13 protein-coding genes are annotated in these 15,117 nt (G+C 69.1%); 6 read left to right on the top strand and 7 right to left on the bottom strand.

Annotated elements, in window-relative coordinates; all coding sequences use genetic code 11:
* Positions 1 to 56: 56 nt before the first annotated feature.
* From FZ033_RS14685 to FZ033_RS14695, 3 genes are all read right to left on the bottom strand, one after another.
* The gene (locus FZ033_RS14685; protein WP_149576863.1) at positions 57 to 1,091 is read right to left on the bottom strand and encodes an Hsp33 family molecular chaperone; all 1,035 of its coding nucleotides are present in this window, start codon (positions 1,089 to 1,091) and stop codon (positions 57 to 59) included.
* 257 nt (positions 1,092 to 1,348) lie between these two features.
* Positions 1,349 to 2,278: an ornithine carbamoyltransferase gene (argF, locus tag FZ033_RS14690; protein ID WP_149576864.1), complete on the bottom strand. Its 930-nt coding sequence runs from the start codon at positions 2,276 to 2,278 to the stop codon at positions 1,349 to 1,351.
* Positions 2,275 to 3,483 (bottom strand): aspartate aminotransferase family protein, encoded by a 1,209-nt coding sequence (locus FZ033_RS14695; RefSeq protein WP_149576865.1) that lies wholly within the window; start codon positions 3,481 to 3,483, stop codon positions 2,275 to 2,277. Before FZ033_RS14695 ends, argF begins: the two co-directional genes overlap by 4 nt.
* Positions 3,484 to 4,227: 744 nt before the next feature.
* Here FZ033_RS14695 and FZ033_RS14700 point away from each other — a divergent pair.
* On the top strand, positions 4,228 to 4,752 hold the full coding sequence (locus FZ033_RS14700; protein ID WP_012113237.1) for a GcrA family cell cycle regulator: 525 nt from the start codon (positions 4,228 to 4,230) through the stop codon (positions 4,750 to 4,752).
* A 94-nt stretch (positions 4,753 to 4,846) separates the two neighbouring features.
* Here FZ033_RS14700 and hisS read toward each other — a convergent pair whose 3' ends face one another.
* Entirely contained in the window at positions 4,847 to 6,376 is a 1,530-nt protein-coding gene (gene hisS, locus FZ033_RS14705) for a histidine--tRNA ligase (RefSeq protein WP_149576866.1), read from the bottom strand.
* A 381-nt stretch (positions 6,377 to 6,757) separates the two neighbouring features.
* Positions 6,758 to 7,429, bottom strand: coding sequence for a L,D-transpeptidase (locus FZ033_RS14710; RefSeq protein WP_149576867.1), 672 nt, complete (start codon positions 7,427 to 7,429; stop codon positions 6,758 to 6,760).
* A 536-nt stretch (positions 7,430 to 7,965) separates the two neighbouring features.
* Between FZ033_RS14710 and FZ033_RS14715 the strand changes: the two genes are divergently transcribed.
* On the top strand, positions 7,966 to 8,394 hold the full coding sequence (locus tag FZ033_RS14715; RefSeq protein ID WP_232847486.1) for a hypothetical protein: 429 nt from the start codon (positions 7,966 to 7,968) through the stop codon (positions 8,392 to 8,394).
* Between the two features lie 317 nt (positions 8,395 to 8,711).
* On the opposite strand, the gene FZ033_RS14720 is transcribed toward FZ033_RS14715, so the two are convergent.
* Together FZ033_RS14720 and ssuD are read right to left on the bottom strand one after the other, a co-directional pair.
* Positions 8,712 to 10,160 (bottom strand): FAD/NAD(P)-binding protein, encoded by a 1,449-nt coding sequence (locus FZ033_RS14720; RefSeq protein WP_149576868.1) that lies wholly within the window; start codon positions 10,158 to 10,160, stop codon positions 8,712 to 8,714.
* A 129-nt stretch (positions 10,161 to 10,289) separates the two neighbouring features.
* A complete protein-coding gene (ssuD, locus tag FZ033_RS14725; RefSeq protein WP_149576869.1) occupies positions 10,290 to 11,498 on the bottom strand; it encodes an FMNH2-dependent alkanesulfonate monooxygenase in 1,209 nt (402 codons plus the stop codon).
* 200 nt (positions 11,499 to 11,698) lie between these two features.
* Between ssuD and FZ033_RS14730 the strand changes: the two genes are divergently transcribed.
* The 4 genes from FZ033_RS14730 to FZ033_RS14745 are packed head-to-tail and all read left to right on the top strand — an operon-like array spanning position 11,699 to position 15,063.
* Positions 11,699 to 12,232, top strand: coding sequence for a flavin reductase family protein (locus FZ033_RS14730; protein ID WP_149576870.1), 534 nt, complete (start codon positions 11,699 to 11,701; stop codon positions 12,230 to 12,232).
* A gap of 49 nt (positions 12,233 to 12,281) precedes the next feature.
* Positions 12,282 to 13,244, top strand: coding sequence for a sulfonate ABC transporter substrate-binding protein (locus FZ033_RS14735; protein ID WP_149576871.1), 963 nt, complete (start codon positions 12,282 to 12,284; stop codon positions 13,242 to 13,244).
* A gap of 26 nt (positions 13,245 to 13,270) precedes the next feature.
* Complete coding sequence (gene ssuC, locus FZ033_RS14740) at positions 13,271 to 14,218, top strand: aliphatic sulfonate ABC transporter permease SsuC (RefSeq protein WP_232847487.1); 948 nt, start codon at positions 13,271 to 13,273, stop codon at positions 14,216 to 14,218.
* Positions 14,218 to 15,063, top strand: a complete 846-nt coding sequence (locus FZ033_RS14745; RefSeq protein WP_149576872.1) for an ATP-binding cassette domain-containing protein — start codon at positions 14,218 to 14,220, stop codon at positions 15,061 to 15,063. The genes ssuC and FZ033_RS14745 overlap by 1 nt, the downstream gene beginning before the upstream one ends.
* Positions 15,064 to 15,117 lie beyond the last annotated feature (54 nt).

The following is a 15,117-nucleotide window of genomic DNA, read 5'->3' on the forward strand; positions in this document are numbered from 1 at the left end:
CGGCGCGGCCGGGGGATGCCCCTCTCCCACGGGAGAAAAAGCGGCCGTAGCGCGCCTCAGGCCTCCGGCTGCTCGCCGACGACTTCCTCGGCGCTGTATTTGTACACGCGACCACAGAATTCGCAGGTAACGGCGATGTGGCCGTCGTCCTGGATCATGTCGTGCCGTTCCTCGCTGGAGAAGGAGGCGAGCACGCCCGACACCCGCTCGCGCGAGCAGGAGCAGTGGGCCGCCATGGGCGAGGGATCGAACACCCGCACCCCGCGCTCGTGGAACAGGCGATAGAGCAGCCGCTCGCTGGAGAGGTCACGGTCGATCAGTTCCACGTCTTCCAGGGTGGCCACGAGGGATCGCGCCTCCACCCAGGCGTCGTCCTCGTCCACCGCGTGGACGGCAGTGCCCTCCGGCGCGTCGCCCGGCGACAGGTCGGACATGCGGGAGCGGGAAGCATCGTTCGGCAGGAACTGGGCGAGAAGCCCGCCCGCCCGCCAGGACGAGGCCGCGCCCCCGGCCTTCATCTCCTCGCCCACCGCAAGGCGCACGCGGGTGGGGATCTGCTCGGACTGCTTGAAATATTCGTGCGCCGCTTCCTCCAGACCAGAGCCGTCCAGCGCCACCACCCCCTGGTAGCGGTTGGCGGAAATGCCCTGGTCGATGGTCATGGCGAGGTGGCCGCGCCCGATGAGGGCGGCGGGCGATGTCTCGTTGCGCCGCTCGGCTTCCGCCAGCGCCTCCTTGTCGAAGCGCGCATAGGCGCGGATCTTGTCGGGGGTGACGAAGTCCGCCACCACCATGTCCACCGGCCCGTCGGTCTGGGTCTGCAGGATGAAGCGGCCCTCGAACTTGAGGGACGAGCCCAGCAGCACGGCGAGCGTCACCGCCTCGCCCACCACCCGCTTCACCGCCGCGGGATAATCATGGTGCGCCAGCACGGCATCCAGCGTGGTGCCGAGACGCACGGTGCGCCCGCGCAGGTCCAGCGCATCCACCTGGAAGGCGGTGACGATGTCGTCCTGCGCCGCCTCGGCCCGGCGGGTGGTGCCGTGTCTCTCGCCGCGGGACTGCTCGCCGCGGGACTGCTCGCCGCTCATGGGGGGACTCCTCGAAACGATGGGCCGGGCAAGACGATCATGGCCGCCGATTGTGGCCGCTGGTCGCTGACCATAGCCGCTAATCCCGGCCGCCGCTGCGCCGGCCAGATGCCATCCCGCCCGAAAGGGTTGAGCCGGCATATAGGCACCCGACCCCGCCGGCGGAAGATGGCCGCCGGATCGGTCCGTCAGACCAGCCCAACCGCCATCGTTCCGGATCTTTCCGCCCCGAAGGTCGCCCCGGTGATCGGCGCCTGCTACTCGCCCGCCGCGTGGAAGCACCAGGCCAGGATGCCCTTCTGGGCATGCAGCCGGTTTTCCGCCTCGTCGAACACCACCGATTGCGGGCCGTCCATCACCTCGTCGCTCACCTCCTCGCCGCGATGGGCGGGCAGGCAGTGCATGAAGATGGCGTCCTTGTCGGCCCGCGCCATGAGCGCGCGGTTCACCTGATAGGGCTTCAACAGGTTGTGGCGGCGCTCCGCCTCCTTGTCGCCCATGGAAACCCAGGTGTCGGTGACGACGCAGTCCACGCCCTCCACCGCTTCCTCGGGATCGCGCATGAACTTCACCTTCGCCTTGGTGCGCTTGACGAAGTCCTTCAGCGCCTGGCGCGGCGAAAGCTCCTTCGGGGTGGCGACCTTGAGCGAGAAATCGAAGCGCTGGGCGGCATGGACCCAGGACGCCAGCACGTTGTTGGCGTCGCCGGTCCAGGCCACGGAGCGGCCGGTGATGTTGCCCCTGTGCTCCTCGAAGGTGAGCACGTCCGCCATCACCTGGCAGGGATGGGAGATGCGCGTGAGCCCGTTGATCACCGGCACGGTGGCGTATTTGGCCAGCTCGGTGAGGTCGTCATGGTCCAGGATGCGGATCATGATGGCGTCGACGAAGCGCGACAGCACGCGGGCGGTGTCGGCGATGGTCTCGCCACGCCCGAGCTGCATCTCCTGGCCGGTGAGCATGATGGTGTCGCCGCCCAGCTGGCGCATGGCGAGGTCGAACGACACGCGGGTGCGGGTGGAGGGCTTGTCGAACACCATGGCGAGCGTCTTGCCCGCGAGCGGCCGGTCTACCTCGCCGGCCTTGCGCCGGGCCTTGAGGTCCTTGGAAAAATCGAGAACCCGGCGCAACTCCTCGGCCGGGATCTCGGACAAGTCTAGAAAATGGCGCACGCCGTTCCCCTTCATTCCGCCGCTCCCTGCACCGGGGCGGCGACGAGGCGGTCCTCGATCCGCCGGCAGGCAGCTTCGATCTTATCCACGGCGATGCCCACCTCCTCCTCGCTCACGATGAGCGGGGGCAGCAGCCTCACCACATTGTCGCTGGCGCCGGGCGCAAGCAGGCCTTCCTCGCGCAGCGCCGTGACGAGGTCCGCCGCCGGCACGTTGGCGCGCAGGCCCAGCAGCAGGCCCTGCCCGCGCACCTCGGCGATGATGGACGGATGCCGGTCCTTGAGTTCGGCCAGGCGCTGCACGAGGCGCGTCGACATGGCGTTCACATGGTCGAGGAAGCCGTCGGCGAGCACGAGGTCGAGCACCGCATTGCCCACCGCCATGGCCAGCGGGTTGCCGCCATAGGTGGAGCCGTGGGTGCCGAGCGTCATGCCCTTGGCGGCCTCTTCAGTGGCAAGGCAGGCACCCATGGGGAAGCCGCCGCCGATGCCCTTGGCCACCGCCATGATGTCCGGGATGACGCCGACCCATTCGTGGGCGAACAGCTTGCCGGTGCGCCCGACGCCGCTCTGCACCTCGTCCAGCACCAGCAGCAGGCCCTTCTCGTCGCACAGCTCCCGAAGCCCCCTGAGGAAGCCGGAGGGGGGCACGCGCACGCCGCCCTCGCCCTGCACCGGCTCCACCAGGATAGCGGCGGTCTCGGCGGTCACGGCGGCGCGGGCGGCGCCCAGGTCGCCGAACGGCACCTGGTCGAAGCCCGGCATGGCCGGCTCGAACCCTTCCAGATACTTGGCGTTGCCGCCGGCGGCGATGGTCGCCAGAGTGCGGCCGTGGAAGGCGCCCTCGAAGGTGACGATGCGGTTCTTCTCGGGATGGCCGCTGGCATACTGGTACTTGCGGGCCATCTTGATGGCGCACTCGAGGGCTTCCGCACCCGAATTGGTGAAGAACATGGTGTCCGCGAAGGTCACCGCCTTGATGCGGTCGGCCAGCCGCTCGCCGCCGGGGATGCGAAACAGGTTCGAGGTGTGCCAGAGCTTCCGGGCCTGCTCGGAGAGCGCCTCGGCGAGATAGGGATGGGCGTGGCCCAGCACATTAACGGCGATGCCGCCGGTGAAATCGAGAAAGCGTCGCCCGTCCGTCGTGACGAGCCAGCAGCCCTCCCCCCGTTCGAATTCGAGGTCGATGCGCGCATAGGTCGGCAGAACGGCGGTGATCACTTTAATCCTCCCAAAAAGGGTTCATTCCCCTTGAGGTGGCACCGGTTGACGAACAAAACGCGACAACCGGCGCGTCGCAAACAAAAAAGGCCGCCCAAGCGGGGGGCGGCCCGACAGCTGCGGATTCTAATGATCATGCGCGAGAGGTCAACTCATGCGCCGCCGGAGCCGGTTCTTTGACCTCGCGCAAGTTTTCCGGCGCAAGTTTTCACGGCACAAGGGTGCGCAATGGAACCTGCGGCATTAACGAAGCCTTAAGGAGCTGGGGAAAACGGCCTTGACGCCATTGCCGACTCTGTTGTGCGCACCAGCCATATTGTAGGTTGTTCCTCGTCAGCCACGAGATGTCGTGCGCGAGGGACGCCAGGGACGATTTTCCAGGACCTTGCAGAGCCGGGCCGAACCCGCGCGCGGATTGCGTGCGGGAACGCGGAAGGAGTCCGGCTTCACGCGCCACCCGGCATGATCGGGGGGCTGGTTGGCTTGGAGCCGGATCGGTTCAGGTTGAAATGCCTGATCGACCATTCCGTCTCCAACGTGATGAAAAGAGGCCGGTTTTACCGATCAGGTCGCGACCTGACCGGACGGACTCCAGGCGCCGCGCGTATTCCGGCGCCCTCGTTTTCGGCCGACGCATCTTCGCCGGCCGTCGTCCGAGGTCCAGCACGGGCTCCGGACCCACCCACGCGACGCCGGCGGATGCTGGCGCCGGTGGCTTTCAAATGCGGCAAATGGAGAAGAGCGATGAGCTGGACTGACGAGCGCGTCGAACTCTTGAAAAAGCTCTGGAGCGAAGGCCTCTCCGCGAGCCAGATTGCAACCGAACTGGGTGAAGTCACCCGCAATGCGGTGATCGGCAAGGTGCACCGGCTGGGCCTGTCCGGCCGGGCCAAGTCGCCAGCCCCGGCGCCGGCCCGCCCGCGCAGCAAGACGGACCGGCCTGAGCGGCCAGAGGCCCGTCCCAACCGCCCCGCCACCATCGGCAACACCGCGCTCGCGGCCGAGCCGGAGGACATGCCGGAAGAGGCGCCGGCTCCGGCTCCCGCCCCCAAGGCGTCCGACAACGTGGTGCCCATGGCGCAGCGTTGCACCATCATGAACCTCACCGAGTCCACCTGCCGCTGGCCCCTGGGCGAGCCGGGCACGGAGAGCTTTCATTTCTGCGGCGGCAAGAGCAATCCGGGCACGCCCTATTGCACCGTGCATGCCCGCATGGCCTACCAGCCGGTGCAGGACCGCCGCCGCGACCGGCGCCTCGCCTATCTGTGAAAACAGGAAGGGCCGGGGAAGAGGCACCCCGGCCCTTTTCATTCAAGATCTTGAGATCGCTAGGGGATTTCCCTCGGCTACCGGTCCGGAAAGCTCAGTCCGCAAGCCCCAGCGTAGGTGCGGCGCGGCGTTCCAGCACGTCGCGGATGGCGGCGACGAGGTCTTCCTCCTTCACCGCGAACTGGGCCGGGCGAGCGGCGCGATATTCCGCATTGTCAGCGATGGAGGCGGCGATCTTCGCGCCTTCCACGAGGTCCTTGATCTGAACCTCGCCCGCCGATTTCTCGTTTGATCCCTGGATGATAACCGCGGGCGCGCCGCGCCGGTCGGCATATTTCATCTGCGGTTTCATGCCGCCGCCACCCAGATACATCTCGGCCCGGATGCCGTTGGCGCGCAGGTCGGCGACCATCTTCATATAGTCGGCGAGGCGGTGCGGCTCCTTGTCCATGACCAGCACCACGACCGGGCCAACCCCTTCCACTGCATCCATTTTTCCCAAAAAGGCCAGGGCCGCCAGCAGCCGGGAGACGCCGATGGAGAAGCCGGTGGCCGGCACCTTCTCGCCGCGGAAGCGGGCCACCAGGCCGTCATAGCGCCCGCCGCCGGCCACCGAGCCGAAGCGCACCGGGCGCCCCTCTTCGTCCTTGATTTCAAACGTCAATTCGGCCTCGTAGACGGGGCCGGTGTAATATTCCAGGCCGCGCACCACGCTGGGATCGATCTTCACCCGGTCCTGATAGCCCGCCGCACCCACCAGCGCGGCGATGTCGCGCAGCTCGGCCATGCCTTCAAGGAAGGCGGAATTGGACGCCAAGGCTGCCGCGAGTTCCACATCACCGTCGAGTTCGACTTCAACTCCCACATCGGTGGCGCGCAGGCCCTTGCCGGTGAGCATGGCCAGCACAACCGCGCTCTGGCGCTGGCTTAGGCCCGCCCCCTTGGTGAAGTCGCCGCTCTCGTCGCGCCGGCCGGCGCCGAGCAGAAGTTCGACACCTTCAACGCCGAACTTGTCGAACTTGTCGATGGCGCGCAGCACGGTGAGGCGACGGCCGAAATTTTCATCGCCGCCGAGGCCGATGGCCTCCATCACCCCGTCGAGCACTTTTCGGTTGTTCACGCGCACCACATAGGCGCCGCGGGGCACGCCCACCGCCTCCAGGGTGTCGGCGGCCATCATGCAGATCTCGGCGTCGGCGGCCACCGAGGGGGCGCCCACGGTGTCGGCGTCGAACTGCATGAACTGGCGGAAGCGGCCGGGGCCGGGCTTCTCGTTACGGAAGACGTAGCCGGCCCGGTAGGAGCGGTAGGGCTTGGGCAGTTGCTCGAAATGCTCGGCCACGTAGCGGGCCAGCGGCGCCGTCAGGTCATAGCGCAGGGACAGCCACTGCTCGTCGTCGTCCTTCAGGGAGAACACGCCCTCATTGGGGCGGTCGAGGTCCGGCAGGAACTTGCCGAGGGCGTCGGTGTATTCGAAGGCCGGGGTCTCCAGCGCCTCGAAGCCGTACAGCTCGTAGACGGCGCGGATCTTCTCCAGCATGGCGCGGGTGGCGGACAGCTCCGCGCCGGTACGATCGACGAGGCCGCGGGGGAGCCGCGCCTTCGGCTTGAATTCTTTGGCCATGGGGATTGGGAGCCCGTCCCGGTATCTTCAAAGGGTTGGGGCGTCTTAGAGGACGGGGGACGGAACGGCAAGTTTGGGGGGAGATTGTGCCCCCTCTCCGCCCCAGAGAGTGTTTGAAAATGCGACCGGTCGGGGTCTCGCCGACCACTGAGGTTCTTGGCATCGTCATGGCCGGGCTCGACCCGAAAGCCGGCTGTTGCCGACTTCCGTCCTTACGAACGGAACCCGCAAACACGCAGGTTCCGGCCATCCACGCCGAGGGGCCGGAAGCGATCTCGGGGCATCGCGCATGCGGCACCGCGTGGATGCCCGGCACGAGGCCGGGCATGACGGGGGTGAAAGGCACGCCGGACTAGGCCCACCCAAAAGGCGAGCCGCCCCTCAGCCCCTCACATAGACCCGGGTGCCGAGCGGCACGCGCTCGTAGAGGTCGATGATGTCCTGGTTCAGCAGGCGGATGCAGCCGGAGGACACCTGCTGGCCGATGCTCCACGGCTCGATGGTACCGTGGATGCGGAACAGGGTGTCGCGGTCGCCGTCGTAGAGATAGAGCGCGCGCGGGCCGAGCGGGTTGGTCTCGCCGCCGGGCAGGCCGGCCGCATAGGGTCCGTAGCGGGCCGGCTGGAGGCGGACCATGTTGGCGGTCGGGGTCCAGTGGGGCCACTTTTCCTTGCGCTTGATGGTGGCCCAGCCGCGGAAGGAATAGCCCTCCTTGCCCACGCCCACGCCGTAGCGGATGGCCTTGCCGTCCCGCCCGATGAGATAGAGGAAGCGCTCGTTGATATCGACGAGGATGGTGCCGGGCGCGAAGCCCGCGGGCGCCGGCACCTCCTGGCGCAGGAAGCGGGGATCCACCTCGGAGAGGTCGACCTCGTCCACCGGGAAGGGCTCGCCCTCCACCGGGCCATACATCATGGCCGACCGGCTGAGCGGCGCCGGCGGCGGATTGGTCACGCAGGCGGCGAGCGCCAGGGGCGCGCCGAGCACGAACAGGCGGCGGGTGAGGCGTTCAGGCGTCGAGGAATGATCTGCCGGGGGGAACTTCAGGGCCATGGTCTGTCCACTCGGAACGAAACGAATCTCTGCACGCGTCAACGCGCGAACCGGGGCGCGGGTTTCGCCCCGTGTCCGTTGCATTGAATCTGGCTTAGGTGGCGTTAAGGTTAACGCCGCCTCACCGCCTGCGCCCAAGGGCAAGCGGATGGCGCGGCGCCAAGACCTTATGGGCAGCGATGTACCACCATTGCTGCGCTGCGGGGTGGCCTTTGCGCCACACTTTTCCGGTGAACGACATCGCGGAAATGTGAAAGCCGCTCCGCTCGCCCGACGCAGGCAGGGGTAGATCTGCACGGTCGCCCCAATGGCCGCTCCAAGGGCACCGGCAGGAATAGCCGTTCGTCCTTGCGGCAGCCGCACCCGGCTACGGAAAAGCGCGGGCGTGACCGTGCTAGGCTTGATGGCGGAAGGCTTCGCACCCGGTTCCGGGGCGGACGGCAGCCCCGCCGGGCCGCGCGATCATGCCTTCCGCCTGCCCACGGCCCACCCGCCGGCAAGAGCGGGATGCGCCGGACCCAGCCAGGGGGAAACCCATGACCGCATCCATGAACGCATCCACCCTCGCCTTCCGCTTCGCCGTCATCTTCGTTGTGACGGGCATGCTCATGGGCATCGCCATGGCCGCCTCGCACGACACCTCGGTGATGCCCGCCCACGCGCATCTCAACCTGCTCGGCTGGGTGAGCCTGTTTCTGTTCGGCATCTATTACGAGCGGCGCCCCGCCCTCGACACGAGCCGCCTCGCCCGGCTCCAGGTGTTGATCTGGGCATTGGCCACGGCGGTGCTCACGGTGGCCGTGGCCGCCGTCCATCTGGGCCACGACGCCGCCGACCCGGTGGCGGCGGTAACCTCGCTGGTGGTCCTCGGCGACGTGCTGCTGTTCGGCTACCTGGTGTATCGCGGCGGGCCGGTGCGCGAAGGCCAAGGGCGCGACGGCAAGGGCTTCGCGCCGGCCGAATGAGCCCGCCGCCCCTCAGGCCGCTGATGCCCCCCGGCCCGAAGGCTCAGAGCCTGTTGAAAATTTGCTCGGATGAGCGCCTGTTGCCCTCGCAAGCGCTTTATCTCGGTCATGGCCGGGCTTGACCCGGCCATCCACGCGGAGAGGCTGGGCCGAACTTTCGGAGGCGAGCGCAAGCGGCGCGGCGTGGATGCCCGGAACCCGCATGTTTGCGGGTTCCGCTCTCAGAAACGGAAGTCGGCAACAGCCGACTTCCGGGTCAAGGCCGGGCATGACGAGGGTGATTGCGGTCGCGCCTTTTCAAATTTCCAAACAGGCTCTCAGATGCCCTCGCCGAGATTGACGAAATCCGCCATCAGGCGCTCCGGCGGCAGGGTGTCGCGGCCGGCGGGCCGGGCGAGGTCCTCCACCAGGCGGTGCACCTGCACGGAGATTTCCGGCACCGCCGTCACCTCCCAGTAGGCGGGCCGGGCCAGCGGGCCGAGCGCATACAGCCAGTCGCTGGCGTGGCCGTAGCGATCGAGCACCGCCGAGCCTCGGGTCTCAAGGCCGAGGCCCAGGGCGTCGGGCAGGATGCGGCCGCTGTCCCGCAGCCCGTCGAACGGCGGGAAGGCGAAGCTCTGGAAATCGGAGCGCGGGCCGGTGCAGTTCACCATCCGCGCCACCTCCAGCGTGAGGGCGCTGCCGCTGTGCCGGCGCCGGATGTGGGCGACAAGCCCGCCCGGCGCCCGCTCGAACCCCGCGATGCGCCCCGCCACCACCTTCAGCCGGCCGGAGGCGACCAGCCCGTCGAGCCGCCGGGCGATGCGCGGCGCCATGCGGTGGCGGTGAATGTCCCAATAGGCGCGGGCGTGGCGCAGGAAGCGCGCCTTCTCCCGCTCGGACCAGCCGGACCAGACGCCGGCGATGGAAGGCCGCACCGCGTCCATCACCCGCTGCCAGGGCACGCCCTTGTCGGCGGCACGGGCCACGGCGGCGCGGATGAGGCGCATGCCGCGCAGCGGGCTGCTCGCCTCCGCCGGGTCCACGAACGGCTCGAAGGCGCCGCCGCGCACATGGGCCTGCGGCAGCAGTCCGTGGCGGGAGACGCTCCAGATGGGGCCGCGATGGCCCTGCTCGTCCAGCAGCAGCGCCACGTCCACCGTGGTGAGGCCGGAGCCGATGAGCAGCACCGGCGCCTCGGGCGGCAGGTCGTGGAGGCCCTCGCCGGCCCAGGGATCGGGCACGAACAGGGGGTCTTCATAAAGACCTCCGTCGCGGCAGCGCGGCGGCTTCGGCGGCAGATTGCCGGTGGCGAGCACCACATGGGTGCCCTCCACCCGCCGCCCGTCGGCGAGCTGCACCGAGGGCGCCGGCCGGTCGGTGACATGGACCACCTCGCCGCGCAGCCGCACCAGCCGGTCGCCGCGGGTGGCCAGCGCCTCCCTCATCCGGGCGGTCAGATAGGCGCCGAACAGGGCGCGGGGCACGAAGGCCTGAGACAGGTCCCCGCCCGCCTCGGCGATGGCGTCGGTGAGGTCGGCGCCCGACTGCCCCAGCCATTCCGTGAAGGTGGGCTTCAGCCCCACCTCCATGCGCGCCACCGGCACGTTGAGCAGATGGAACGGCCCGCACGCGCCATAGGCAAGGCCCGGCCCGGCGGTGCGGGCGCTTTCCACCAGCACCACGTCGAGCCCCTCCTGCGCGGAGGCGGCAAGGGCGAACAGCGTGCCGGAAAAGCCACCGCCCACGACGATGACGGACTTGCGCCCGTCCCTCAGGTTCAACATCCAGCGTTCTCCAGGCCCGGCCCGCCCCTGGAGCGTTTTCGAGCGAAATGGATACCGGTTCGCGTGAAGAAACGCGTCAACACAACGCACCAGAGCGGTTGCCGTTCGCCCTAGCGAACGGAAAACGTTCTAGGAGGCTGACCGCTGACGCTCCTGCGGCACGATGGTGTTGCCGATGATCTCGCCGAACGGGCCGCGATGGCTCGCCGACACACCGGGCGCGCCCGTGCCCGAGGCGAGCGGCAGCAGCGGCAGCACCCCTTCGCCGAACCGATAGGCTTCCTCAAGGTGAGGATAGCCGGAGAGCACGAAGGTATCGATGCCCAGCGCCATATACTCCTTGATGCGCTCGGCCACGGTGGCGGGATCGCCCACCAGCGCGGTGCCGGCGCCGCCGCGCACCAGGCCCACGCCGGCCCACAGGTTGGGGCTCACCTCCAGCTTGTCGCGGCGCCCGCCGTGCAGGGCGCTCATCCGCCGCTGGCCTTCCGAATCCATGCGCGCGAACACCTTCTGGGCCTCGGCGATGGTGGTGTCGTCGATGTAGGAGATCAGCTTGTCCGCCGCCGCCCAGGCCTCCGCCGTGGTGTCGCGCACGATGACATGGAGGCGGATGCCGAAGGTCAGCTCGCGGCCCACCGCCGCGGCGCGGGCCTTCAGGTCCTTGATCTTCTCGGCCACCAGCGCGGGCGGCTCGCCCCAGGTGAGATACTTCTGCACCTGCCGCGCTGCCACCTCGTGGGCCGGGGCGGAGGAGCCGCCGAAGAACAGCGGCGGATGGGGCTGCTGCACCGGCGGATAGAGCAGCTTGCCGCCCTCCACCTGAAGATGCTTACCGGTGAAGGTCACTTCCTCGCCCTTCAGCAGGCGGGTGTAGATGTCGAGGAATTCCCGCGTGATCTCGTAGCGCTCGGCGTGGTCGGCGAAGAAGCCGTCGCCCTTGTTCTCCTCCGGATCGCCGCCGGTGACCACGTTGATGAGCGCCCGCCCGCCCGAGATGCGGTCCAGCGTCGCCGTCATGCGCGCTGCGACGCCGGGCGAGAGCAGGCCGGGCCGCACCGCCACCAGGAAGCGCAGCCGCTCGGTGAGGCCAACCAGCGCCGAGGCGACGATCCACGAATCCTCGCAGGAACGGCCGGTGGGAATGAGCACGCCGTAATAGCCGAGCTGGTCCGCCGCCTGCGCGATCTGCCTGAGGTAGCCGAGGGTCACCTCCCGCGCCCCGTGGGACGTGCCGAGATAGTGCCCGTCGCCATGGGTCGGCAGGAACCACAGCACGTTGGCGGCCTCGGCCGGGGTGAGGGTGGTCTCGGCAGGCGCGGCTTCGGCACTCGACATGGATGGGCTCCGGTTGAAGGCGCGCCAGCCGCCGCCATGCGCCGGCTCCGGCCTGCCTTTTAATTCAATAAACTTCATCGAGTTTATTGACTATGGCGCTGGCCGCTGTCTATCCTTTTTTCCACCAGACGCACTCCGGATTGCTCCGGAGGCTCCCGAACGCCCCGGCGCCGCCGCGCGCCGACCAGAAGGCCATTTTCATGAACGCGCATACTCCCGTCGCCTCCCCCACCCTTGCCCCCGAGCTGCCAGACGCCTCGCTCGCCTTCCGCGCCGCCATGCGCAAGCTGGCCGGCGCCGTGAGCGTGCTCACGGTCGGCACCGGGGACGAGCGCACCGGGCTCACCGCCACCTCGGTCACCTCCCTGTCGGTGGAGCCGCCGACCCTGCTCATCGCCGTCAACCGTGGCTCCTCCTCCTTCGCCCCGCTGCTGAAGGAGCGGAATTTCGCCATCAACGTGCTGCGCCCGCACCACCAGCCCATCGCCGACCAGTTCGCCGGCAAGGGCGGGCTGAAGGGCCCCGAGCGCTACCAGGGCGCCGACTGGACCCGGCTTACGACCGGCGCGCCGGTGCTGGCGGATGCGCTGGCCGCGTTCGACTGTGAGCTGGAGGACGCCATCGAGCGGCACTCCCACGTCATCGTCATCGGCCGGGTGGTGGCCTCCCGCATCACCGAGAGCGCGCAGCCGCTGCTCTACTGGGCCGGCGGCTATCGCGGCCTCGCCGACTGACGCCGGTCGCCTGCCGACCGCCCTCGCGTTTCTCCCGAAGGATCACCTCATGACCCACCGCGTCACCCGCCGCACCTCGCTCCTCCTCGCCGCCGGCCTTGCGACTGGCTTGGCGGGCCTCGTGTCGGCCCCCGCGCTGGCGCAGGAGAAGGTGGTGCGCATCGGCTACCAGAAGTACGGCACCCTTATCCTGCTCAAGAACAAGGGCCTGCTGGAAGAGAAGCTGAAGCCACTCGGCTATACGGTGAAGTGGGCCGAGTTCCCCGCCGGTCCGCAGCTGCTGGAGGCGCTGAACGCCGGCGCCATCGACTTCGGCAATACGGGCGAGGCCCCGCCGGTGTTCGCCCAGGCCGCCGGCGCGCCGCTGGTCTATGTGGGCTATGAGCCTGCCGCCCCCCAGGGCGAGGCCATCCTGGTGCCCAAAGACAGCCCGCTGAAGACCGTCGCCGACCTCAAGGGCAAGACGGTGGCCCTCAACAAGGGCTCCAACGTCCACTTCCTGCTGGTGAAGGCGCTGGAGAAGGCCGGCGTGCCCTACACCGACATCAAGACCGCCTACCTCACCCCGGCCGACGCCCGCGCCGCCTTCGAGCGCGGCTCGGTGGACGCCTGGGCCATCTGGGACCCCTTCCAGGCCGCGGCGGAGAAGACCATCGAGGCCCGGCAGCTGGCGGATGGCACCGGCATCGTTTCCAACTACCAGTTCTATTTCTCCACCAAGGCGTTCGTGGACCAGGCGCCGCAGGTGGTGGACGCGGTGCTGGCCGGCGTCGCCGAGATCGGCGCCTGGACCAAGGCCAACCCCAAGGCGGCGGCCGAGACCTTCTCGCCCCTCATCGGCATTCCCGCGCCCATCCTCGAGGTGGCGCTGGCCCGCCAGCAGTATGACGTGAAGCCGCTGACGCCCCAGGTGGCGGCGGAGCAGCAGAAGGTGGCGGACGCCTTCTTCGCCCTGGGCCTCATCCCCAAGCCCATCCGCATCGCCGACGCCCTGCGCGCGCCCAAATCCTGAGCGCTGACGTTCCGAGGAGATCCGCCATGAGCCTGTCCGGCCCCACCGAAGCCATCGCCTTCACGCAAGGCGCGGCTGCCGGCACCGTGCCGGGCAGTAGCGTCCCGGCCGTCGCCGGGGCGCAGGCGGAGCGTCACGATACGGCCGGCACCGTCGGCCGGTCGCGGCTGGCAAGCACCGGGCGGGCGCTCGGCAGATCACTGGCGAAGTCGCTCGCCCCCTGGGCGCTGCCGCTGGCCATCCTCGCCTTGTGGCAGGCGGCCGCGAGCCTCGGCTTCCTCTCTTCCCGCGTGCTGCCGGCACCGGGGGACGTGGCCATCGCCTTCTGGCGCACGCTGAAGGACGGCTCGCTCATCGCCAACATCTCCGTCTCCACCGGCCGGGCGCTCACGGGCCTTGCCATCGGCGGAGGCATCGGCTTCGCCCTCGGCGTGCTCAACGGGGTGTGGCGGCCGGCGGAAACCGCGCTCGACTCCACCCTGCAGATGCTGCGCAACGTGCCGCACCTCGCCATCATCCCCCTCGTGATCCTGTGGTTCGGCATCGGCGAGGAGGCCAAGATCTTCCTGGTGGCGGTGGGGGTGGCCTTCCCCATCTATCTCAACACCTACCATGGCATTCGCAACGTGGATTCCGGCCTGATCGAGATGGCGCGGGTCTACGGGCTCTCCCCCGCCGCCCTGTTCACCCGCATCGTGCTGCCGGGGGCGCTGCCCTCGGTTCTGGTGGGCCTGCGCTATGCGCTGGGCATCATGTGGCTGACGCTGATCGTGGCCGAGACCATCTCCTCCACCGAGGGCATCGGCTACATGACCATGAACGCCCGCGAATTCCTCCAGACCGACGTGGTGGTGCTGGGCGTGCTCGCCTATGCCCTCCTCGGCAAGCTCGCCGACAGCCTGACGCGAGCCATCGAGCAGCGCGCGCTGGCGTGGAACCCGGCCTACCAGCCCGGCGGCAAGGGAGTGGCGTGATGGAAATCTTTGCCGCCAGCGACGCCGAAATCTCCGCAGCCCTGCGTGACCGGGACAGCCGCGAACCCGACAGCCGCGTTTTGGAGATTCGCGAGACCTTCCGCACCCCGCGCTTTCCGGAAACCGCCACCGCCGAGCGCTGGCAGGGCGAGCGCATCCGCCTGAAGAATGTGGTGAAGAGCTTCGGCGCCCGCACCGTGCTGCGCCGGCTCGACCTCGACGTGCCCGCCGGCCAGTTCCTCGCCGTTGTGGGCCGCTCGGGCGGGGGCAAGACCACCCTCATGCGCCTCATCTGCGGGCTCGACACCGCGAGTTCCGGCGAGGTGAGCATCGGCGAAGCGCCCGTCACCGGCCTGATGCCGCAGGTGCGCCTGCTGTTCCAGGACGCCCGTCTCGCGCCGTGGCAGCGGGTGATCGGCAATGTGGGCATCGCCCGCGGCCCCGGCTGGCGCGAGAAGGCCCATGCGGCCCTCAAGGACGTGGGCCTCGCCGATCGCGGTCGGGAATGGCCCTATGTGCTCTCCGGCGGGCAGAAGCAGCGGGTGGCGCTGGCCCGCGCCCTGGTGTCGCGCCCCGGCGTGCTGCTGCTGGACGAGCCGTTCGGCGCGCTCGACGCCCTGACCCGGGTGGAGATGCATCGCCTCACCGAGCGCATCTGGAAAGAGCACGGCTTCACCGTGGTGCTCATCACCCACGACGTGGCCGAGGCGGTGTCGCTGGCCGACCGGGTGGTGGTGCTGCGGCAGGGCGAGATCGCCCTCGACGTGCCGGTGGATCTGCCCCGCGGCGGGCGCACGGGGGCCGACGCCGCCCGGCTGCACGAGCGCATCCTCGCCGCCGTGTGAGGCGGGCGGGCGCGATCTCCTCCAGTCTGGAAGCCGCACTGGGACGATGTCCCC

This window comes from Xanthobacter oligotrophicus, assembly GCF_008364685.1.
Classification (GTDB): Bacteria; Pseudomonadota; Alphaproteobacteria; order Rhizobiales; family Xanthobacteraceae; genus Xanthobacter; species Xanthobacter oligotrophicus.